Origin of the sequence: Sporosarcina quadrami (assembly GCF_014836615.1) — a bacterium.
Taxonomy (GTDB): Bacteria; Bacillota; Bacilli; order Bacillales_A; family Planococcaceae; genus Sporosarcina; species Sporosarcina quadrami.
In genome coordinates, this window is record NZ_JACSQN010000007.1 from 81,048 (window position 1) to 104,655 (window position 23,608).

A 23,608-nucleotide genomic window follows, 5' to 3' on the forward strand; every position below is an offset into this window, starting at 1 on the left:
TCCTATGACCCCCAACCGAACTTCTTAAACATACTCTTTCCGAGATTCACGGCACCGTCATATAGCTTTTTGGCTCCTGTTTCTATTGCACCGGTAATCTTTTTTCCTACACTCGTTTGTGTGAGTAATCCAAATGCAATTCCAGCACCGACTCCCACCACAGTACCTAAGCCAGGGACAACACTTCCAAACATTGCCCCCGTAGCAGCTGCTGTTCCTATTGCGGCGGCAGCACTGACAGCTGTAGTAGCTGCTCCTACAACGACATCAGTTGTAATACCTGCTGCCAAAGAGGTGCCTGTCTTACCTTGACCAATATTGCTAGAGACACTTAAAACAACATTTACAATCCCATTGCCTTTCATAATTGTCTTCAATTTAAAAAAATCTTTATTTGGTACCCAGTTGTTCTTTAGATAGGACTTCACATCTTTTCCAATCTTTTTTGGAGATGAGATTTCCTTCATGAAACCACTTATATGTTTCTTCTTGATTTGTTTACCGTCTCTCGGTTTATACTCGCCATTGCTATTTCCAATAATGACATCTCTTCTGTTGTCAAAAGAATTGAGATAGTTCGAGTAACGTTTATTTACCCATTTGCTAAAACGGTTGTCGCCTTTTAAAATCGTAGCTTTTCCGTGCACACTGTACAGATTTCTATTACCTTTTGCCGTCTTCATATCTGTAATCTTGAATCCGGCATACATGGATAATCCGCCATCTAATGCTGTGAAAAACCTTTTTTGATTCGTATTTAACGTTTTGGCTTGCTCTCCTAAACTTTTTTCCCCATCATCTGAAGGGGCATTTTCAATGGTAGGACCTCCTCCAGTTGCATTTCCTGAAGTTCCATTACCGGAATCTGTCGAACTGCCATTTGGACCATTGCCATCGGTTGAACCGTCGCCACCTGTTGAGCCTTCGCCCCCGGTCGGACCGTTACCGCCTGTTGAGCCATTGCCGCCGGTCGGACCGTTACCGCCTGTTGAGCCATTGCCGCCGGTCGGACCGTTACCACCCGTTGAGCCATTGCCGCCGGTCGGACCGTTGCCACCGGTGGAGCCATTGCCGCCTGGACCATTACCGCCAGTAATAGCTTGTCCACCCGTTATCGCTGCATTCTCTTTAAGAAACTCACCATACTCGGTTCCATTTAACGTGCTTGGTATTAAAAAGAGCCCATTATTGACTGCATATACAGGAACAATGATTGTTCCTGAAACGGGAGGAAAATTTCCTTCATAAGATGAACCGTAAGTAAATACCTCACCTGGCGTCATGAATTCACCTGAAAACGGTTGTCCGCCAGTAATCGGTTCGCCTCCGGTGATCGGATCTGTCACTTTGATTGGTTGTCCAGGTGTCAACCAGCCCGCCATTGCTATACTAGGCAATATTGTCCAGGATAAAATGATTGACAGCATGAAGATAGCGAATGTTTTTCTCATTTGTCTACTCTTCAATTTCTTGCTCCTTTCTTAGTCAGGAGTGTTTTTTAAATACTTTTCCTCTAACGCTTCAATTGCTTCTGTAAATTCCAGTTCATTCGCTTCACGTAAATTACGTTTTAGTTCCTCGTATTCATCTAGTATCCATTTATGGTAGTCGATGTGCCTGTCAGACAAATAATCGTAACTCTCTTTCGACATCTTTTCTTTCTTTTGGAACAAATACTGCAGAACAAATCCGACTTGTTGCCTTTCATCTACTAACTTTCCGAATTCATGCACATCATAACTGAAGATGTCGAGCTTATTATCCAAGCGTTTACTATTTAGACTAGCTTCCTTATTCTCTTTCCACTCAGTCCACTTTTTAGCAAGTTCATTCGCCTGATTCAATTCATCTTGCAAAGTCTTTGAATCCTGGACATTTTGGTATGTCCCTTCAACTGCTTTCGCTACTTCTTTCAACTGTTTTTGTCCTTCATTATCCACATTAAAACCAATAACATTGATGATTGGAGTAATATCCGACTCATAAAGGTCTTTTGCAGCTGCAACTGGATCATCATCACAAGTGGAGATACCGTCACTCACTAAGTAAACGATGTTCGTATTTGTAGCGCCGTCAAATGAAGCGAGATCTTCTTTTGCATCCCTAATTGCAAGTTCTGTCGGCGTCCATCCAGCAGGTTGAACTTGATCGAGAGACTTGTTGAAAGCAACTTTGTCATAAGCTTGAATCGGATAGATCAATTCACTGGAAGCGCAAGACATTTCCCTGTCTGCCGAACTCCCGCTACCCTTATGGCCATAAGTGCGTAAACCGACATTGGCATCATCAGGTAACGCGTCCATAAAGTTACGTATCGCTTCCTTTGCAGCCTCCATTTGGGTCTGACCACCAATATCGACTGCCATACTACCTGACCCATCTAGCAGGACAAGAACATTCATTTTTTCTTTGAATTGCATACGTGGATTCTCAATATCCGGATTTCCCATACTTTGAAACTTCATTTTTGCGATCAAATTCTCTGGACCAAGAAAGCTTTGCTGAAAAACAGCAAGCAGTTCATTATAGTAATGATCCAATTGGGTTTCCGTCGGCTCACCTGAAATATCAGGTAAATTCGCAGTCAACTCATCGATTTTAACCTGATCGTCTTTGTCAGAAATAGACAAACGCTCTGTGAATCCCGATGAAAGTTCTGCTAGTTCAGAAAGTGTCTTCGGAAGAGGATCGACGATGATCTCATCCTGCTCGTCATCCGGATTTTCCTCCAATTCCGATTCGCTTTCATCATCTTCCTTTGATGGTTCACTTGAAGAAACATCTTCATTCGGTTCAGTTTTTTCAACCGTTTCTTTATCGTCTGAGCAAGCTGCTAACATCGCAATCAGTACTAATAATAAAAACGTGAATAAAATCTTTTTCATGAGGACATCCCTTCCGCCTTAAATTAACCGACCATTCCACTGATTTTATCAATGATATTTTTCACTAAATCGCCAATTGAACCTTTTTGATCACTTAATGCAGTGGAAATGATTCCAAGCACCAAAATGAGTAAAGCAGCTATCCCAAGCCATTCAAGAGATTGCGCACCTCTTTCGTTCTTTACTGGAAACATCATTTTCGTCCAAGCTACCATTAATTTTTCTTTCATTCTGAATCTCTCCTCTGTTTTTTATATTTTAATTAAATAAATCAAAAATTCCTTTGTTCTCGTTGAATATATTAATAATCATCAAGCCTCCGATTAGGACGAGAGCAGAAGGTAAAATCAGGAAAGTTGTTACTAACGTCACTTTAGGTGAAGCTTTCGCAGCCTTTTCCTTAATGAGCTCTTTCTTTAACTTCCTCATCTCTTCGGCTTGTTGTTTAAACGTATCAGCAATTGGGACCCCTAGGCGTTCGCCTTGGATGAGTGACTTGATAAGCAATTGAAATTCTTTACTGTCATTTCGCTCAAGCAATGACTTATAAGCTTCTGCCCGTGGGACACCGACGCTCAGTTCTTGAATGAATCGACCAAATTCTTCTTTCACAGGGCCTTCAAAGTAATGGACAATATCTCTTAATGCTTGGTCCATCGCAACTCCTGCCTGGAGCGTGACGCTCATCGTATCCAGGAAGTCTGGCAACTGATAGGAAATTTCCTCTTGTCGCTTTTTCGCTTTCCCTTTCAACCAGAACACCGTTCCTACAAAACCGGCAACTGGTAATACGATGAGCATGAACTGTGAAAACGGAAATTGAAGGATGAAGAGAATACCGCCAAGGAAAAAACCGGCGACTAACATAAACATCTTCAAACCTTGGAATCTGGCAACCGTCAAACCATATGGATGACCAGCTTGCGTCAAATACATTTTCACTTCATCGTTTTCGCTAAAAAAGTTAATCCGTTGCCCTAAGTCGGTAAAATCATCCGCAAACTTGAAGATTTTCTCCAGACTTTTCTCTTTACGTGTTTTCTTTTTCTCAATCCAATGTTCATTGAAAACAGATTCATTGATTTCTTCTTGCAAACTTCTTTTTTCATTCAAATACACATAAAAAGACCGTAAAGAAATACCTATCGTCAATATGACTAGTACGATACATAAAGCAATGACACCATCCACACACTCACACCCTGATATTCGTAATTTTTCGTACGATGACAAAAGTTAACGTTGTCCCACATAAGAAAAATGCCAATAAAATCAACCCGACACCGCTAAATAATGGATCTAGGAATCCGTCAATAATGTTGTTCATCATGAGCACTAGAAAAATAGGAATGAGCGGAATAAGGGTGGATACATATTTTTGTTCAGCAGTCATCGTTTTCACTTCCTGCTTGAGCAACTTCCGTTCATCAAGTGTTTGGCTCATTTCATCCAACACAGCCGATAAATTCCCTCCGGCCTTTTTCTGAATAAGAAGGGTCGCCGTAAATAGTTGGAATTCCTTATGATCCACTCTTTTTTCCATAGCTCGGATGACAGTGGAGAATTCGATTCCTAATGACAACTCATGCGCCAGTCTTTTGAACTCACTTTTCGCCGGCTCATTAATTTCTTGTGTGATGAGTTGAATTCCCTGATTTAGCGTCATACCTGATCTAGTAGAATTTGCGAGCACTCTACAAATTTCCGGAAGTTGATCTATCAACATTTGCTTTTTCTTGTTTTTCCGTAGAATGAACAGAAGTCTTCTGGATCCTTCAATTAGTAATAGTCCGACTAGGAGCGCTGGAAGCAATGTCAGTTGGAAGAAGTTCACCAATCCGAAAACTATGCCCATATAGGCGACAATCATCGCTCCTAAAAATTCTGATGGAGTGAAAGAGATATTGGCATTCGATAACTTCGGTTCCATTTCCTTTGCTGTCTGTGTCTCGTCGAATTTGGTACCAATAACGACGATAATACTTTTTCGCTTTTCCCCATCTAAATAGAAATTTTGGACGTCTTTACGCCATTCTTTTTTTCTTTTCCGGTAATCCAATTGAAAATACAAGGCTATTAGAAATATAAATACGGCTAGCGCTGCTACAACTGCTTCTTTCATGCATGTACACCTTCATTCTTACGAAAGCTGTGTTCATCCATTTTGACACCAAAAGTGCGTAATTGTTCGAGACACGCAGGAACTTCTCCAGTCGGTGTAAAATGACCGACTACCGTTCCATCCTCAAGCATCTCTGTCCTTTTGAATTTGAAAATCTCAACAATCCGATGGGTGCCGTCATCACTTTTCTGGACTTCTGAAATTGAGATGATTTTCCTTGTTCCATCTGTTAATCGTGTTGCTTGTATGATAATATCAAGGGCTCCTGCTATATACTCACGTATAACACTTGAAGGTAAATCCATTCCAGCCATGATGACCATCGACTCAACACGACGCATAGCGTCTGCTGGTGAGTTGGCGTGGACTGTCGTCAAAGATCCTTCATGCCCCGTATTCATCGCCTGAAGCATATCGAATGCTTCCCCACTTCGGACTTCACCGACAATGATACGATCCGGACGCATACGAAGCGCGTTCCGTACGAGATTTCGAATTGTTACTTCTCCCCTGCCTTCGACGTTGGCGGGGCGGGCTTCCATACCTACCACATTGGGCCGATCTAAGCGCAATTCGGCAGAGTCTTCAATTGTGATGACACGTTCACCATGCGGGATTGAAGTCGCGACAACATTCAACAATGTCGTTTTACCAGAACCGGTTCCACCTGAAATAAGCACATTCATCTTGCCTTTGACGACTCCTTGGAGAAATTCAGCCATTGATTCACTTAAAGAATTAAGCTCCAATAAGTCATCGATTTTAAACGGATCTTCACGAAATTTCCTGATAGAGACAAGTGTTCCTGATAAGCTAACTGGTGCGATGACTGCGTTTACTCGGCTACCATCCGGTAATCTGGCATCCACCATAGGTGAACTTTCATCCACTCTTCGACCTAGCGGAGCAACAATCCGGTCGACAATATGGCGTACATGTTCATCATCTCTGAATGAGACATCTACCAATTCAAGCTTCCCTAATCTTTCTACATAAACTTCTTCGAAACCATTAATAAGGATTTCTGTAACGGATGAATCTTTAATCAGTGGCTCTAATGGTCCGTAACCTACTGCTTCATCCAAAATTCTCGTGATTAACAGTTCCTTATCATTTCTAGAGATGATCACTTTTTCTTCAGACATGAAGTGCGAGACATATTGCTCAATACGAAGTCTCATCTCGCCTTGAGATAACTGGGTTAACGCTTCGAGATTTGTATCACGGAGCAATCTGGCTTTATAGTGATCCACTAATTCATCGACAAGGTGATTTTCATATTGATAAGTTGTAGAATGCTTATTCGCTAATTTCTCTTTACGACGGTCGAATAATGAACTCACCATTCACCACCCCCCTACTGTTTTGCAACTTGACGTGCAAACTTTCGAATATCCTTTGCAAAAGGGATCATTTTCCGTTCATTTGTTTGCTTCCGTACCGGTTGGCCTTGGTTAATGTAAGATTGCAATCCTTTTGTATCTTGTCTGATGGAAGCAATAACCGGATAACGAAGTACATTCAGCAGGTCTTTTTGCTTCACTTCATAATCCTTTGATAATTTATTCAATGCGATTTCCATCCGACTTGTCAGCACTAATCCTAGTCTTTCGGAAAGTTCTTCATATTGTTTCATAATCTTTAACGATGGTGTATCTGGTGTCAGAACATAGTAGATTTTGTCGGACTCCTCCATAGCAGTCACTACGAGCTCGTTTATGGCAGTCGGCAAATCGACAACGACATAATCGAAACTCCGTCTGCATGTCCTCAACAATTTAGCAACGAATTCATCATTGAGCGTCTCCAAAATTTCAGGATCACAAGGGCTGATCAGCACTTCCATTTTTGAGTGTTCTTCGGTTTGAGCAACGTTTCGGATGTGACTTTCATTCAACTCTTCAATGACTGGCAACAAATCAGCCAACGACCGATTCGACTCTATGGAAAGTAATGTCTCCACCCCGCCGTATTGCCCATTAAGGTCAATAAGGATGACTTCAGCTGCAGATTCCAGTTTCATCGTCTGAGCAAATGAAGAAGCGAGTAACGAACACCCACTACCACCTTTTCCACTATAAAAAGTAACGATTTTACCTCTTCCGCGACCAAAAGTTGTGGCAACAGTCTCTTCGTTCGAAGCTTTTTTCACGGAATAACTTTTGACGATATTCGGGAAACGACTTGAAAACAAACTTGATTCATCCGGAAAAACAAAAAATTCATCGACTCCGGCGCGAGTCATATTGCGTAATAATGTAAAGTCCGTTTCATTCGCGATAAATAAAATAAGTGCATTCGAATTGATGATTTTCAACATCTGTACGACTTCAACAGATGTATCATTGTCCGTTTGAACGAAAATGACAATATGTGCCATTTCTCTATTCATTTCTCTTATTGCTTCGTTAGATTTAACATCTATTACATTTTTTGTTTTTGTTTCGGCTATCGTTTTCAATTGAGACATGAGTGTATCTTCGTCTGATACGATCATAATGTTTAAATTGTTCTCCACCGGCCTCACCCTTCAATAAGTGAATGATCACATTTATTTATTCGACGCATCCGTAGTCTCCTCAGACGATTTTTGTTCGGTTGCAGCTTCGTCCTTCTTCTTACCTTCTTCCGTTTTCGTTTCGTCTTCTATTTTGGAATCAGGTTTTTCAGCCGGTTCTTCTTTAGTTGCTTTTCCATCTACCGCTTCATTATCTACCTCATCACCAAATGAAGATGCTTGTCCGACATTCGCTTTCAAAATTCGAATATGATCGGCATAATGCTGCATGTGAATAAGATTTGGTGCATCCTCAGAAGTCACTTCTACTGCAACGCCAGAAAAGTTATCATTCGTCCCCTGTGCAAATGCTACGAGTACATCTGTCATGAACACTTCCGTTTTCTTCTTTCCATTGTTGCTCGTTGATACAATAATATCGACACGATCCAACGCTGTGAGCACTTGATCAAACTGGACTTTATCTGTTCGATACATCGTCACTAGTCGATTATTCGCATCCTGCAAGTTTGAAATCGGTTTGATCATATTTTTTGTGATGATATCACCAGGATTTAATGGAACGATTGATACTTGGTGTTCAAAATCCTTCTCAGATACGATATGGCTATCTGTCAAAAACTTATTCGGTATATCCATCTTCGTAACTTGCGATAACTCGATTGGAGAGCGGGAAGGTATGGAACCTTTTGCAATGTAGATGGATGTCATTCCACCAAGTTCTGCATTTAACTCTTTCACTTTTTCAAGTACAAGATAACCTGTTACTGCCGCTAAAATAAATGCTAATACTAAAAATATGGCAGCACGTCTTTTTGCCTCTAGCATCCCAAACCCTCTTTCGTCGAAAAAAATAAACTCTATTAATCTAGTCGTCTATTGTCTGACTATGCATAATTATTAACATCACTAATATAACGTGTCAAAGTTGTGACAAACCTTTTAAAAAGACTAAGAGACGATAGTCGCTAGTTCGAAAGTTTATTATAAACCAATATTTGTAAATAGACACCCGATTACTTAGTCGTCCTATTGTTAAATTGTAGTCCATTGGCTTATTACTATTTGTGATTCGTGACTTATGAATCAATTTATCTGATAAAATATCTTGAAATTGAGATGTTTGAATTCAAGATATTTGTTGGGCTACTAGATTAGTTGATAGAATTAAAAATAACCAGTGGCTCTTACGCCACTGGTCCGATTTATGATGCTTTTCTTACTTCATCTGTTTGTGTACTTTCCCATATGGAGTGAACCCATTCCGGATGATCTATGAATGGATTCCGGTTTCCTTGAATTTGTTCGATAACGTTATTTCGATTCATTTCAAATTCATCAACTGGATCTTGCTCGTGCCATTGCAATAGGATGGACAGCTTACCGTGGTAAGGGTTACTCCCGTTGTTGAGCAGTTCATTCAACTCGAGATCCACTCTGTCCCCTGCTTCATAACGCGTCGCCATATAAAACAGCATACGAGCTACGTCGCCTTTCACCCGATCGGGCGGTTCCCATGAATTCGCTGTTTTGTAGCAACCGTCGCATCCTTTAACAGCAGATCCTCCGTTATCAAAATCAAGGTTGCCACGCGAACTGTTCACTTGAACATCGGTTGGACGCAAATGATGGATATCCGTTCCCGGTCCAATACTTGTTCCAAAGTTCCCGTGTGACTTTGCCCATACGTGCTCCCGATTCCAATCTCCGACATTTCCACCGTTTCGATTTTTCGAACGGGATTCTCCTGAGTAGAACAAAATGACATTATCCGCATTACTCGGGTCGCTATCCGTTTCTTTAATAGCATTCCACACTTCACTGTATGATAGTTTACGATGCTCCGAAATGATCCCGTGAAGAGCTGTTTTCAACGCTTGCCCTTCTTTACCGATGGCATCTTTGTAATAACCATCAGTAGGAGCATCAATTTCTTCATCCGATACGATGACAGTGAAAGAAGCAGTAACGGATTTTTCTCCATCGCGGGCAGTCACGCCAACGATATGACTTCCTTCAGGTAGATGTAACGTGAGAATGTTCGTCTGTAAATCTACGATTCCTTTTGTTGATGAAAACGTTAGTGTATCACCGTCAGGATCACTGAAATGTTCAGCGAGATTTATAGAAACTTTTTCACCGATTTTTAGTTCTTTGTTTGGTATCGGTTTGCTGACGACCGGTGCTTTATTTAACGAAGGCAGTGAGATGCGTTTCCCATTGGAATTATAGAAAACCACTTTGGAAGCATCTGCGCCTTTTACGAAGGTGATCTTTTGAATGTTTTCAGCTCCTCTAATTTCTAGAGGGTGTGAGCCTTCCACGACAACATTGCCCATTTCAGTCCCTTTCATATGGACGATCATGCCTTTTTTCTTTGCTTGCAAAATGACTCGATTTGTCTTGAACCCTTCCCCTGTAAGTTCGGCATAATCCCCTTTCAGGTACAAACCATCTTTCAACGAAGAATTTCCATCCATGTACACGGAGACACTTGGCTCAGCAATCACCACTTGTTTCCTGAATGTACCAATCAGTTTATATTCTTTACCAATTGGCACAGGTTCCCAAATCACAGGCGGGTTAAATCCAATCTGCACCATGACAGGATCATGGTCACTTGCACGCCCTGCCATGTCGGTAAAGTCAGCATTAATGTGCAGAATGTCTACTTCAGTTTGTTCGACTAGATTATTTGATACGAGTATGTGGTCCAACACTTGTGAATTTCCTTGGAACACATACGAATAACGATCAGCTTCATCGACGCGGTTGATCATATTCGTCATTAGACTGCCTTCGTGAATTAACAAACTCTCTGCGAATTGGAAGTCATTGAAATCGCCAAGCGAGACGACATTCGCTTCTGGATTATCTTCTTTGATTTCCGTTACGAAATTATAAACAATTTCTGCAATCTTTTTACGTTGTATTTCACTGCCATTTACTGGAGGTTGAATGGAGCCGAATTGTGGCGTATCTCCATTTTTTGAATTCCAATGATTTGCGATAACAACAATGGACTCACCTTGGAATTCGAATTGTGCAGCTAACGGTTTTCGGCTACTGTCAAAAGCCGCATCATTCGGTTCAATCCGTCCAGGATTATGCGTCAACTTCCCGTTTGCATATCCGGCAGCAGTCGTTGCATCTCCATGCGGAATCCCTTCCGTCATTGAGACACGAGAAGGGTTATATAGGAAGCCGACACGAATATTCGCATTCGGTTGTCCTCCGTCTTCGTTGTTTACTGGGTCAATATTTACATATTCATACTGAGCACCACCTGCATCTGAAATCGCTTGAATGAGTCGCTCATAGCTTTGATTGGCCTTCGAGTCTCCAGCATCCGGACCATTATTATCTTGTACTTCTGTCACTCCGATAATATCAGGACTTTGCATATCGATTGCAAAAGCCCGTGCTAGTTTACGTGCTTTATCATCCGTCGTCGTCTTTTTGTTATTTGAGAAGTTCTCTAAATTGTAGGAAGCGATCGTCAGTTTGTCTTCAGATTTCACAATCGTTGTCGTTTCAGGTTGTGCGTTTCCAACTGTATGCGCACGTCTCATCTCATCCAAAGACGTATAGATTTTATAGTTTTGGAATGAATAGCCGACTACTCCTGTCAACGGTCCCGCAAAATAATCGCCAGTCGCTACTTTAAACTCTCTCGCTGGACCATTTGGTTCCAATCTGAATTGAATACGATTGGCATTTTGGTCGTTTTCTTTTAATAAAATCCCACCGTTACGTGTCTCTGTTTCAGAGTTTGCAAATACCGTAACCAAGTCACCATGTTGTTGCGGAGAAACCGCTTTTACATCACCAACTTGAACGAGCATTGCTTCACGGCTTTCCCAGAAATCAGCCGCATATATGGTCGGGTCAAATTCCGCGAATTGATGACTGGCAATTTTCTCTTTTGGTACGTTTTCTTCATTAATGATGAATGGTGTTGGAAGCGGTACATTTCGCTCAAGTATCTGCACGTTGCCGCCACGATCGTCACGCACATTAATTTGCGTTGTTTTTAAATCCGTTTCCTGTCGATCTGCATATCCGTCAATCGCATATTCACTTACCGTTCCTGTGACAGAAACTAAGTCGCTCACTGCCAGATTCCACGTATCCTTTCCACTGTAAAGGACAATGGCTTCAGACGTGTGCAGATTGCCGTCGCGTTTTTCGTCAGGCGTTTGGATGTGATAATACGTAGAACCGCTCAACACATATTTATACGTCACGATTCCTTCTATGCCTTCCACGACTTGATTTGTGAAGGGGGATGTATGTCCTTCGCCTTGGATGTCATGAATTTGGAGACTTTCTGTAATTGCATACGTAAATGTAGAAATGTCACTATAACGATCGTCATTCGTTTTTACAACCGCTTTGACAGTCGTATCTTCTTGTATGTCGATTGGCGTTGAATAAGATGCGCCGTGTTCAATGGGATCTAAACCGTCTACGGTATAAAGAATTGTTGAATTTGGTGTTCCAGTTGTTAATGAAACTTTGACATTTCCGATAAACGTACCGCTACTCGGATTTGCGGATACTGGTTGTACAACTGAACTATCTACGACAATATCGGATGTAGAACGAGGTATAACTTGGTAGTCGTTATCGAACTGCTGAACAATTCCAGTAATACTATCATATGTTGTCCCTACTACTAGCCCTAATGAAGCTCCTTCATCTCGGACAATGAACTCATGACCGTCTGTCGCTGCATAATTTGCCCAACCACTGCCAGCTTGGACATCTGTGAGAATAACATTATGCACGGTAACAAGCTGAGATTCATTAACTTCACCAACATCTGTTCCAGTAATTACTTTCGGCGCCGGTTCGCCTACGCCTTCAGTGCGCTCAATTACTTGTGCAGTATCCAATTGCAATAATCCACGATAGTCAACAAGTGTTCCTGTCAATGTCACTTCATCACCGACTGAGACAGCCAAACTTGTCGGCCGCACAGCAATTCCACCCGTGCTATCTTGAAGGGATATCGTATTTTTCAATTTGGCTGCTACTACACCTTTTATAGTAACCATTTCCCCTAAATTCACGGAGCGGGCTTCTTCAATAGAAATGATTGCTGGATCACCAGGTTCACCAGGGGCGGAACCAACCATTTCATGTACACCTAAATGATCAAATGTATCTTTCGGATAAACGATCCATTCACCATCCCGATTGAATGCATCATCCGCGATTGCATCACCATGCAAAACATCAGGTTTACGAACGAGTGTAACGTCTGTACCCCAATTACTGCGCGCGCCTACTTGTCCAAAGGAATCAATAATCGCATTCGAGTTTTTAAGGACGAACGCATCGTCACCATTGAAATTCGTAATTGTGCTATTTTCCAAATCCCCTTTCTGCTTAATGCCGGTTGCTGCATCACGATGGTAGATGACAAACGTATCACCTTGCGCTAACGAACCCGTCAAACTAAGTTTTGAAGTTGCAGTCGTTGCTCCATTTGCAAATAACTCCAGAGAATAATTTTGTAAATCAACTGATTGCCCAGTCCCGTTATATAACTCAATTGCTTTATTAAAGCTACTTCCTTCTACATATTCAGAAATGATCAAATCAGATGCTACAGTTTCCGCTTTCACCGTTGCTGGAATTGTCGGTATGCTCATACTTACAATTAAACCAATAGCTAGAATACTGTTCAAACGCTTTCTCCATCTCTTATTGCGCATGGTACCTATCTCCTCTCAGATTTGAAATATGGTGCAGTGCGTTCAAGATAGTATGAAAACCGCTCCTTTCTAGTAAACTACTAAATTAATAGGTTTCTTTTTAATCGTACCATTTGATTTATTTAATGACTATGAGACTTTTTGTAATAATTCGTAAATAAGTCATGTAGCTTTTGATGGATTTTATATTGCGAAAAGGGTGTGTTAAGTTGCATGGTGCGTTTTTAGGAGGTACATTTCGTTGCGACGCGGTTACGTTTCGATACGGCGCGGTTACGTTTCGTTGCGCCACCTACGTTTCGATACGAACGCTTTACGTTTCGTTGCGACACGGCTACGTTTCGATACGGCGCGGTTACGTTTCGTTGCGACGCCTACGTTTCGATACGAACGCTTTACGTTTCGTTGCGACACGGCTACATTTCGATACGGCGCGGTTACGTTTCATTACACAAAAAAGCACCCTCTCAACAAAACTTCATTGAAAGGATGCCCCAATTACTTTATTTTCAGCTAAAAATAGCTAACTTCTGATTTTCCACGCCGTCGCCATCGACAATTGCCTGGACTTCTGTGCCATCCAATGTCTCTTTTCTAAACAACACATTGACGAGTTCTTCAAACTGCGCTGCATTTTCTTTAATGAGCGTCTCCGTCTTGCGTAACGCGACACCGAAGATTGCCTGCATCTTCAATTCCTTTTCACTTTTATTAAACGTTAGTGAAAAGCTCTCTAGCAGCAACCCAGTATCAACCATCCGTTCAATAATTTCTTTCGCTTGCTGTACATCTCCACTCACGCCGATACTATGTTCACCAAGATACAGCCGTTCAGCAACGCCACCGGCAAGAATCATACTCACTTGATCCATTAATTCACTCGCAGTTTGCAAATGCATTTCTTTCTGAATCGGTGCAACATATCCTAATGCTTGTCCTCTTGGAATAATTGTCGCTTTTCTGACTGAACCAGGCTTTGTCAATGCGGCAATCAAAGCATGTCCTGATTCATGGATGGCTACACGACGTTTCGTATCCATATCATTGAGCGCTCTCGATGTGCTACCTAAAATCGTACGATCGATCGCAAAATCCAAGTCACTTTTACCGATCTTTTCACGTCCATCACGGATTGCCCGTTTACTTGCTGTCTCAAACAATGAACTTAATTCAGCACCTGAGAAGCCAGACGTACTTTCAGCCAAAACATCTAGTGATGCATACACTTCATCTGCCAACTTACGGCCTTTTGTATGAATATCGATGATTTCGCGACGTCCACCTGTATCAGGCAAAGGCACATTAAATGTATAATCGATCCGCCCTGGACGAAGGAATGCTTCATCGAGCATGTCTTTCCGGTTCGTTGCCGCAATGAACAAAATCCCTTCATTATCATTGCCACCATCTAACTGCACAAGCAGCTCCGTCAACGTTTTCTCAGACTCTTCGCCACCGTGCTCTTTACGTTTTCCTGCCAACGCATCGACTTCATCGATGAAAATGACCGCCGGACGTTGCTTACGTGCATTTTGGAATAAAGAACGAACTCGCGATGCTCCTACACCAACAAACAACTCCGTAAAAGCAGAACCGCTTGAAGAATAGAACGTCGCTCCAATTTCATGTGCAATCGCTTGGGCAAGTAACGTTTTCCCTGTTCCCGGTGGTCCGTACAATAAAATCCCTTTTGGCGCTTTAATACCGACTTGCGTAGCACGTTTCGGATCTTTAATAATCGATAGCGTCTGATGAATCTCTTCCTTCATTTCTTCAGGAAGTCCGCCAATATCATCGAGTGTAATATCAGGAAGTGCTGTCGCTTTTGAAGCTCCGTTCTTCATGGAAGAAACCCCTGCACCTAACTTCCCTTTTCGGTGTAATACGAAAAGAGTCAGTAAAGCAGCGATAAGAAATCCTATGAAGAGTAAACCGCTATATTTTCCGCTATCTGCATATTTGTAAGTTAAATTATATTTTTCAACGAGTTGTTCTGCCAGCTGACTTTGTGGGCGAACTTGCGTTACATAGAGACCTTCTTGCGTATTCAACGACAATGTCCCATCAGCCGATTCCTTCAAAGCTAACGTTTGATCCGCATTAGATTGAATCGTCTTTTCAAATTCAGAAAAAGACACATCCATTCCTTTTGGCGTACCTGAGATATACCATCCAATACTTGTTATTGCACCAATGACTACAGCGACTAGGACGACAATCTTCATTGTAAACTTTGAATTTGGCTTCAAGCCATCCCCAACTCCTTCGACTAGATAACACTATTATATAAGAGTTGATAACAAAAATGCACTATTAAAATAAAAACATTTTTGACAAATTAACAACGCTATCTATCTAACTTGACATTGATAAATAGATTATAAACCTGCTTTAATAAAGTTTATTTCAGAAGATATGTTCTAGCACTTCAAATGATTATTTCGCACTAACAAGAACAGCGATTGCTTTCTACTCCTCTTTATGCTATAATAAAATATTAGCACCACTCATAGTAACTTGCAATTTGACATATGGCATTCTACGTACTGTTTTTGAGGACACTTATTCACACTGGCGCGACTAAAGGGTCGCAAGGACGTAAGAGAAGGTAGGGCTTGCGTTGCTTAAGGATAGAAGACACCCAGTGGAAAAATGACCGCGGCATTGATCATTTTCGACAGCATCCGGATCACGGATCTATTAGATGAATACAACACTTCAATTTAAAAAGTTACTATACAAATCAAAGGGCCGCCCCATTCATGGGGTTGGCCCTTTTCCAATTCACCAATGAGCAATGAAATCTACCCTTATCTTTTGCGATAATTCTCGTTTTGAATTTCTTTTATTGCCTCACGTGAAGCATCCAAGTACTTTATAGTCGTGTCAAATTGCATGGATGCTACAGACATGAAAAGGATATCCATTACGTGTAGTTGCGCTAATCTAGAGGATGTCGCACCACTTCTGAGGTTGGCTTCTTTTGTTGGTGATGTATATAACTGTATTTGAGAGATTTTTGATATAGACGATTGCCCATATTTTGTTAAGCTAATAGTCTTTGCTCCATTTTCGTTTGCGAGTTCCAAAATCTTTCTCACTTCAAATGTTTCCCCAGAAAACGAAATACCGACAACTACATCGCGTTCTCCTACATTCGCCATAATTGTCGCGCCCAAATGCAAATCCGTACTTACAGTAGATGCTTTGTGTATTCGTAAAAACTTTTGTTGAGCATCAATTGCAGGTATTCCCGATGCACCAACACCAAAGAAGTGAATGTTTTCCGCTTGGACAATTGCTTCTACCGCTTGCTCCACTTGTTGTTCATCCATAAGTTCAGACGTTTCCAATAAAGTATGAACTGCGTGCTCTGTCACTTTTTGAACGATTGCCCCGACAGATTCGTTCGGCTGTATATCTCGGTTTGTAATTTCATAATTGCGTCCAAGATCTCCATTAATTCTTAACTTCAGCTCTTGGAAGCCTTTTAATTTCAATGACTTGCAAAGTCTTGTAACCGCAGCTCCACTCGTTTGACTAATTTCCCCTAAATCTGAAACAGTCATAGTTACGACGTCTTGTGGGTTGGACAATATATAATCTGCAATTTTTTGTTCTGAAGGAGGAAGCATATGTTTCATTTCTTTAAGTAAAACTAATCCACCGCTTGTAATTGCCATCTTCTGCCTCCTCTTCAGTCACTGCTTTTAAATTCACATCATTATTTTAGAGAAGCTAGTTTCACAGCTTTTCCTACAAATCCATCCGCTTCTTCCAACAACTGTTCAGCAACATCTTTAGTTATTTCAGCTAAGATCATCACTACAGTCAGTTTAACATTATAATCCGTTTCTTCTAGTAATTCTTCCGCCAATTCATAACTGATCCCTGTTATTGTACCTACCATTTTTTTCGCACGTTCACGCAGCTTGTAGTTGCTAGCATGCAAATCCACCATTAAGTTTTTATATACTTTTCCAGTCTTTATCATTGCAGTAGTAGTGATCATGTTAAGAATCATCTTATGGGCTGTCGCTGCACGCAAACGAGTTGAACCTGTTAAGACCTCAGCGCCTGTCAATACTTCAATTGGTATATCCGCATACTTGCTAATTATGGCATTCTTATTACTGGATAAACTTACAGTTGTAGCTCCACATGAATTTGCATACTGAAGAGCTCCCTTTACATAAGGAGTACGCCCACTCGCAGCAATTCCCATTATGACGTCATATTCGTTAATCGTTAGCTTTTTTAAATCTGAAGCGCCTAATGTTTCATCGTCTTCTGCACCTTCCACTGCAACATACATTGCTCCTTCTCCGCCTGCTAAAATTGCTTGGACTTGATTAGGAGATGTACTGAAAGTAGGGGGACATTCTACAGCATCCATTACGCCAATTCTGCCACTAGTTCCAGCACCTATATATAGTAGGCGTCCACCATTTTTAAAGGAGCTTGCAACTTTTTCTACGGCACTTTCAATTTGAGGGAGTACTTGTTTAACTGCATATGCAATGGATTGATCTTCTTCATTCATTAATGTCAAGATCTCACTAACACTCATCTCATCTAGCTTTGTTGATTTCGGGTTCGATTCTTCAGTCATCAATAAAGATAATTTGTCCATCGTACGCCTTCCTATCTGTATAACAAGTATTTTTGTCTCTGCTGCTTAAATCGTTTTGTATCCACTTCACTTTGAAGTTCATATTTTTCAATATTACCTTCTAGTATCCCTTTACGTAATAAATCATTCCCCGCCAGTAAATCAAACATGGGGTGTTTCAAATTTCCATACTTCAAGAAACAGAACTGTTTGGGATACAATTCATTTATCAACATTAGAATAGATATGACTGTTTTCACAGGTTGAAAAGATGCACGATTTGTTAGATGAAGTTGGATACCTTCGCAATATTCATCTTTATATTTTTGATAAGTTGGAGTAAAGGCGATAGAGCGGGCATAAACATTTTCTAATCCTAATGCATTCACCTTATCCTGCAACATCTCCCCATCAATAAAAGGTGCTCCAATAATTTCGAATGGTTGTGTCGTACCTCTGCCTTCCGATAAATTGGTTCCCTCTATTAAACAAGTACCAGGATACAGTAACATCATATCCTGGGTCGTTGTATTGGGGGAAGGGGGAATCCATGGAAGTTCTGTATCCCCGTGAAAATAGCTTCTCTTCCACCCTTCCATTTCTACAATTTCCAAGTCACAATGGATGTTGAACTGTTCGTTAAAGAAAAGAGCTAATTCACCGACCGTCATCCCATGTCTATTTGGAATCGGATATAGACCTACAAAAGATGTATAGTCCTTGTCTATTAAATTCCCTTCAACTACAGTTCCTCCGATAGGGTTCGGTCGATCAAGTACTATCATTTTCTTTCCAGTTCTAGCACACGCTTGCATCATATGTGCCATTGAATAGATATACGTATAGTATCTAGCGCCGATGTCTTGTATATCAAATACGATTACATCAACATCCTCCATCATTTGATCGGACGGTTTCTTTGTTTCTCCGTATAAGCTATAAATCGGAAGTTTTGTGGAACGGTGTACTGAATGAGAGAATCTCTCCCCTTCCTTACCGTTAGCTAGCAATCCGTGCTCAGGAGCATAAAGAGCAGTTAACCGTACCTCCGGGTGATCGTTAAATAACTTGATTGTAGATAAAAAATTGCTATTTGCACCTGTTTGATTTGTAAGCAACCCGATTTTCGAATTTTTCAAACCTTTCATATCTTGCTCAAAAAACCTATCTACACCTAGTTTTACCCGCTTGTGGTTATTCATTCTTTTACTCCACCAAGAGTTAACCCTTTTACAAAGTATCGCTGGAACAATATAAATACAACAATCATCGGAATGGCCGCTACAGCTGCTCCACTCATCAGTAATTTAAAACTAGCCAAGTTTGCATCTTGCAACGTCTTCAAACCGACAGGCAGTGTATATAATTCTGCTGTATTCAGAACGATAATTGGCCATAAGAAAGAGTTCCATACGTTCATGAACGTGAAAATCCCTAGTGCCGCCAAACCAGGTTTCGCGAGTGGCAGCACGACTGTCCAAAATGTTCTCCATTCACTCGCTCCGTCAATTTTAGCGGCTTCAAGTAACTCATCTGGAATGGAATACATGAACTGACGCATTAGGAATACCCCAAACACCATTGATAAATCCGGTAAGATTAACGCCCAGTGTGTATCCATCAAACCTAAATTACCAATCATAATAAATAAAGGTATTAGCGTTACTTGGCCAGGAATCATCATCGTTGAAATGATGATCCAAAATATCCAGTTCCGTCCAGGAAATTTCTTTTTAGCTAAAACATAGCCAGCCATTGAGTCGATTAATAATATACCGACTGTCACGACAACAGCTATATAAATGCTGTTAAAAAACCATTTACCTACATCATGCTTCTTAAACAATGTCTTAAAACTTCCAAACGTATTAGACACGATATGATTCATCATATCGCGATGATATGCTTCTTCTGTTGCATCACCGGCTTTTTCGGCCTTTCTAGCCTCTCCCCAGTGTTCAAAGTAAAGTGGAATTCCCATTGGGTACATTTTAGGTGGATTAGAGTCCACGTAAGATACAGGACGCTCCATATCTTGAGACTGGTAACTGCTCAATTGCAGTGACGTAGAGAAAACCCAATATAAAGGAAGCAATGAAACTACTGCAAACACTGATAGAAGCAAAAAGATAATCAGTTTATTAAAACGATCTAGTGGTCTTTTATTCATTTCTTCCCCTCCAATCACTCATCATGACGAAGCACCCGGAATTGGATGACGGAAAAGATGAGGATAATGACAAACAATACAACTGATTGAGCCCCGGCAAGACCAAACTCAAAGTCACGGAAACCTGTCTTATAAATTAGATGTACAAGCGTTTCGGTCGCATTTCCAGGTCCTCCGCCAGTCATCATGATGATTTGTGTAAACACTTGAAAAGAGCCTATCGTGCTTAATAACACAAGATATAATGTCGTTGGTTTCAACTGTGGAATTGTAATGTATAACCACTGCTTAAATTTACCTGCTCCATCCATTCTTGCGGCTTCGTACAATGATTGTGAAATTGCTCCCATGGAAGCTAAATATAATATGATCCCAACTCCAAACGGGATTAGACACTGCATAATAATTAAAGCCCACAAAGCCGTACTCGATTGACCAAGCCAATTAATCGGACCTGCTCCGAACCAACCCAATACGTAATTGAATAGACCAAAGTCATAGTTATACATCCATCTCCACACCATTGCGATAATGACCATTGAGGTGACTGTAGGCAAATAGAATGCAGATCTGAAAAGTGTTTGTGATATCTTCCCTAATTCAAATATGAGTGATGCCAAGACAAGTGCACTAATGACACCAAATGGAACTGTAACGATCGTAAATAATAATGTGTTTTTCAAGGCAATCCTAAATGCGTCACTTTGAAAAACTTCTATGTAATTATCTAATCCGACAAACTCGCTGCCGAAAATTTTATACTTTTGAAACGATATGAAAAATGCCCATACAACCGGAATGGCTATGAACAATGTGAAGAGAATGAGCTTCGGCAATAAAAACAGATATGCACTATAATTTTTCTTCATATCTTTGATGATGTTTTTATTCGGACGCTTCATGACTTTCAACTTTTCTTCTTCTTTTTTAGGTACTGCACCTATAGGCATTTGAGTCATCTGGACACCTCCTAAAAGTGAAGCAGGCATATGTGTGACATGCCTGCTTTCCTGTTCTTACTCTAGTATTTTATCTACTGCCTTTTTAGCGTCTGCCATTGCTTGTTCAGCAGTTTTTTCACCATTGAATACGAGTTGGAGCTCATTTTGGATAGCTTCGTCAATCTTTCTCCATTCAGTGTGGCGTGGTAACATCACAACTTGATCTGACATTTCCATAGCTCGTGCCATTTCCGGATTCTCTTTGAATGGTTCCATGTCCGCAGCACTAATACGAGCTGGGAAAACACCGTAGTTTTGAGACATTGTATACTGTTCTTCAGCCGATGAAATGTATTTCATGAAATCGGCAACAGCCGCTTTTTTATTCACATCTTTTTGGTGCATCATGATCCAGCCACCGACACCGCCGATTGTTACAGGCTTATCAGAATCACCTGAAGGATATTCTGCTACCATAAAGTTAGTAGGATAAGTGCTTTGCGCAGCACCGATTGCCCAAGTTGCCCATGGTTGCATTGCAACTGTACGTTGCTCTTCGTTCGCCCAAGATTGGAATGTTCCTCCGACATCATTACCGCCATGTGTTTCAGGAGCAACTTTATGTTTCAATTTCAAGTCGGCCAAGTCCTGTATCGCCTGGACTGTTTCCGGGGAGTCAAAAGTGAATTCCGTCATGTCTTCGTTAAGTGGTGATCCCCCATTTTTATAGAAGAATGGCCATGCTTCATAATAACCAGGCATAATATATGTCGAGAATCCATAAACGTCCGTTTTTCCATCGTCATCACGATCAAACGTCAACTTCTCAGCAGTATCCAAGAACTCATCATACGTCCACTTACCGTCTTTTGGTGGTTCAACTCCAGCCTCTTTGAATAGATCTAAGTTTAAGAGCATTGTGTGCAATGTAATACTACTAGGTATTCCATATAATTTGCCGTCATGCGTATATGCTTCTAATGCATTATCGTAAAAGTCCTTTTTTGCCTCTTTATCAAAAAACGGATCAAGAGATTCGATTACTCCTTGCTCAATATGATCAATATTCACTGAACTTCCACTAATGTCCACAGGAGCAATGTCCGGCCATGCCTTACCCGTAATGGATACCCCTAGTTTGTCGCCCATTTCAGCCCACGGAACTTGGACAAGATCGATTTTAATTCCATCATGCTTCGCTTCGTATTCTTTAATTTTCTCTTCCATCCAGTGGAACTTATTCTCATCTTCATCCGCCCATCTAGGACCATCCCAAATGGTGATCTTACCTTTAAACTCCTCAGCGTTCCCAGTTTCTTCTTTGTCACCGCATGCTGCAAGAACAGATGCAGCCAAGCCTAATGATAAAATCGACATCGTTGATTTTTTCCAAAACTTTTTCATCATTTTACCCCCCTATTTTTTTTAGTACTGTTTACAAACTAGCCACTATCCCAAATCTATTACCGTGATACCTCTAAATTGCCCCATGCAATTTTCCCCATTATTGTTTGCATGCTGGCACCGGTAGCTACCGGTAGAGAATTTGGTTGTTTTTGAACCCCTAAATAACCTAGTAATGCAAATACAAATGCCTCTTTTGCATCAGCATTTACGCCAATATCTTCTGAAGTTAGCAGAGATATTCTAGCAGGCAATTGCTCTGTTATATAGCTCATTAACGTTAAATTATGAACACCACCCCCACTAGCAATCACTTCTTTAATTTCGTGTGTGTTGCCATACTTTTGAATTTCTTTTGCTATCGATGTAGCAGTCAGCATTGTAGCCGTCGCTATTATATCTGCATGAGAGCAATTATATTTTTCTCCATCTCTCCATAATTTTTCGACATATGCAGTTCCAAATAACTCTCTGCCTGTTGTCTTTGGGATGTCCGCATGAAAATAATCATGCTTCATTAGATCATTCAGCCATTCTCTATTGACCTTACCGGTAGAGGCAATCATCCCACTCTCGTCATACGTTTTTTGACCATTTGTATATTTTGCCACGCAAGCATCAATAATCATATTGCCTGGTCCGGTATCGTAAGCTATGACTTCCTCTTCAGATTGAGCAGGTGCTAAAACAGTTATATTTGCAATACCACCGATATTTAAAAGAATTCGTCCTTTTTCTTCCGACTGGAATAAGAGTTGATCGGCAAATGGAACTAAAGGCGCTCCTTGCCCACCCGCGGCCATATCGCGCGTTCTAAAATCGCCAATCGTCGTCTTACCTGTTCTTTGTGCAATTACAGATATATCGCCTATTTGCATCGTATTAGGCCTTGTATAAACACTATCTTTTTCAGTAGATGGCTCATGCCATATTGTTTGACCATGAGAGCTAATTAAGTCAATTGATTCAAAGTCAATTGTGGATTCCTTAATTGTTGCTTGAAGTTCATCCGCAAAAAATTCTCCTAAATACATATTCATTGATGATACTGTACGTAAAGGTGTCATAGGATTCATGAGAGAATGTAACTCGCTTTTCAAACTCTCTTCATAAGAAACTGTCTTGAAATACAACAAATCGTGTTGAATTTGATTATTGGCAAACGAAAAGTCCACAATTGCTATATCCAAACCATCTAAGGAAGTGCCAGACATTAAACCACAAACTCGCATA

The 23,608-nt window shown here is 40.9% G+C and carries 17 protein-coding genes; all 17 read right to left on the minus strand.

Translation table 11 applies throughout. The annotated features are described in order from the left end of the window. Positions 1 to 2 precede the first annotated feature (2 nt). Positions 3 to 1,451 (minus strand): hypothetical protein, encoded by a 1,449-nt coding sequence (locus H9649_RS09210; protein ID WP_191694456.1) that lies wholly within the window; start codon positions 1,449 to 1,451, stop codon positions 3 to 5. Positions 1,452 to 1,481: 30 nt separating this feature from the next. Continuing rightward, complete coding sequence (locus H9649_RS09215) at positions 1,482 to 2,885, minus strand: VWA domain-containing protein (protein ID WP_191694457.1); 1,404 nt, start codon at positions 2,883 to 2,885, stop codon at positions 1,482 to 1,484. Between the two features lie 23 nt (positions 2,886 to 2,908). Continuing rightward, on the minus strand, positions 2,909 to 3,115 hold the full coding sequence (locus H9649_RS09220; RefSeq protein ID WP_191694458.1) for a hypothetical protein: 207 nt from the start codon (positions 3,113 to 3,115) through the stop codon (positions 2,909 to 2,911). A 28-nt stretch (positions 3,116 to 3,143) separates the two neighbouring features. Next, positions 3,144 to 4,076, minus strand: a complete 933-nt coding sequence (locus tag H9649_RS09225; RefSeq protein ID WP_191694459.1) for a type II secretion system F family protein — start codon at positions 4,074 to 4,076, stop codon at positions 3,144 to 3,146. A 4-nt stretch (positions 4,077 to 4,080) separates the two neighbouring features. After that, complete coding sequence (locus H9649_RS09230) at positions 4,081 to 5,007, minus strand: type II secretion system F family protein (RefSeq protein WP_191694460.1); 927 nt, start codon at positions 5,005 to 5,007, stop codon at positions 4,081 to 4,083. After that, positions 5,004 to 6,353, minus strand: a complete 1,350-nt coding sequence (locus H9649_RS09235; RefSeq protein WP_191694461.1) for a CpaF family protein — start codon at positions 6,351 to 6,353, stop codon at positions 5,004 to 5,006. Before H9649_RS09235 ends, H9649_RS09230 begins: the two co-directional genes overlap by 4 nt. An 11-nt stretch (positions 6,354 to 6,364) precedes the next feature. Next, the gene (locus H9649_RS09240) at positions 6,365 to 7,525 is read right to left on the minus strand and encodes an AAA family ATPase (protein WP_191694462.1); all 1,161 of its coding nucleotides are present in this window, start codon (positions 7,523 to 7,525) and stop codon (positions 6,365 to 6,367) included. Between the two features lie 33 nt (positions 7,526 to 7,558). After that, positions 7,559 to 8,353, minus strand: coding sequence for a CpaB family protein (locus tag H9649_RS09245; RefSeq protein WP_191694463.1), 795 nt, complete (start codon positions 8,351 to 8,353; stop codon positions 7,559 to 7,561). A gap of 377 nt (positions 8,354 to 8,730) precedes the next feature. Continuing rightward, positions 8,731 to 13,248 carry an endonuclease gene (locus H9649_RS09250; protein ID WP_191694464.1) on the minus strand — a complete coding sequence of 1,506 codons (4,518 nt, stop codon included), beginning with the start codon at positions 13,246 to 13,248 and terminating at the stop codon, positions 8,731 to 8,733. Positions 13,249 to 13,757: 509 nt separating this feature from the next. Further along, the gene (locus H9649_RS09255) at positions 13,758 to 15,497 is read right to left on the minus strand and encodes an AAA family ATPase (RefSeq protein ID WP_225229780.1); all 1,740 of its coding nucleotides are present in this window, start codon (positions 15,495 to 15,497) and stop codon (positions 13,758 to 13,760) included. A 561-nt stretch (positions 15,498 to 16,058) separates the two neighbouring features. Beyond that, positions 16,059 to 16,931 carry a MurR/RpiR family transcriptional regulator gene (locus tag H9649_RS09260; protein WP_191694465.1) on the minus strand — a complete coding sequence of 291 codons (873 nt, stop codon included), beginning with the start codon at positions 16,929 to 16,931 and terminating at the stop codon, positions 16,059 to 16,061. Between the two features lie 41 nt (positions 16,932 to 16,972). Then, complete coding sequence (gene murQ / locus H9649_RS09265; RefSeq protein WP_191694466.1) at positions 16,973 to 17,881, minus strand: N-acetylmuramic acid 6-phosphate etherase; 909 nt, start codon at positions 17,879 to 17,881, stop codon at positions 16,973 to 16,975. Between the two features lie 11 nt (positions 17,882 to 17,892). Further along, the gene (locus tag H9649_RS09270) at positions 17,893 to 19,062 is read right to left on the minus strand and encodes an exo-beta-N-acetylmuramidase NamZ family protein (RefSeq protein WP_191694467.1); all 1,170 of its coding nucleotides are present in this window, start codon (positions 19,060 to 19,062) and stop codon (positions 17,893 to 17,895) included. Next, complete coding sequence (locus H9649_RS09275; protein WP_191694468.1) at positions 19,059 to 20,030, minus strand: carbohydrate ABC transporter permease; 972 nt, start codon at positions 20,028 to 20,030, stop codon at positions 19,059 to 19,061. The genes H9649_RS09270 and H9649_RS09275 overlap by 4 nt, the downstream gene beginning before the upstream one ends. A gap of 14 nt (positions 20,031 to 20,044) precedes the next feature. Beyond that, positions 20,045 to 20,989 carry a carbohydrate ABC transporter permease gene (locus tag H9649_RS09280; protein ID WP_225229781.1) on the minus strand — a complete coding sequence of 315 codons (945 nt, stop codon included), beginning with the start codon at positions 20,987 to 20,989 and terminating at the stop codon, positions 20,045 to 20,047. 57 nt (positions 20,990 to 21,046) lie between these two features. Further along, a complete protein-coding gene (locus H9649_RS09285) occupies positions 21,047 to 22,375 on the minus strand; it encodes an ABC transporter substrate-binding protein (protein ID WP_191694469.1) in 1,329 nt (442 codons plus the stop codon). Positions 22,376 to 22,434: 59 nt separating this feature from the next. After that, positions 22,435 to 23,607, minus strand: coding sequence for an anhydro-N-acetylmuramic acid kinase (locus H9649_RS09290; protein WP_263614050.1), 1,173 nt, complete (start codon positions 23,605 to 23,607; stop codon positions 22,435 to 22,437). Position 23,608: the final 1 nt, after the last annotated feature.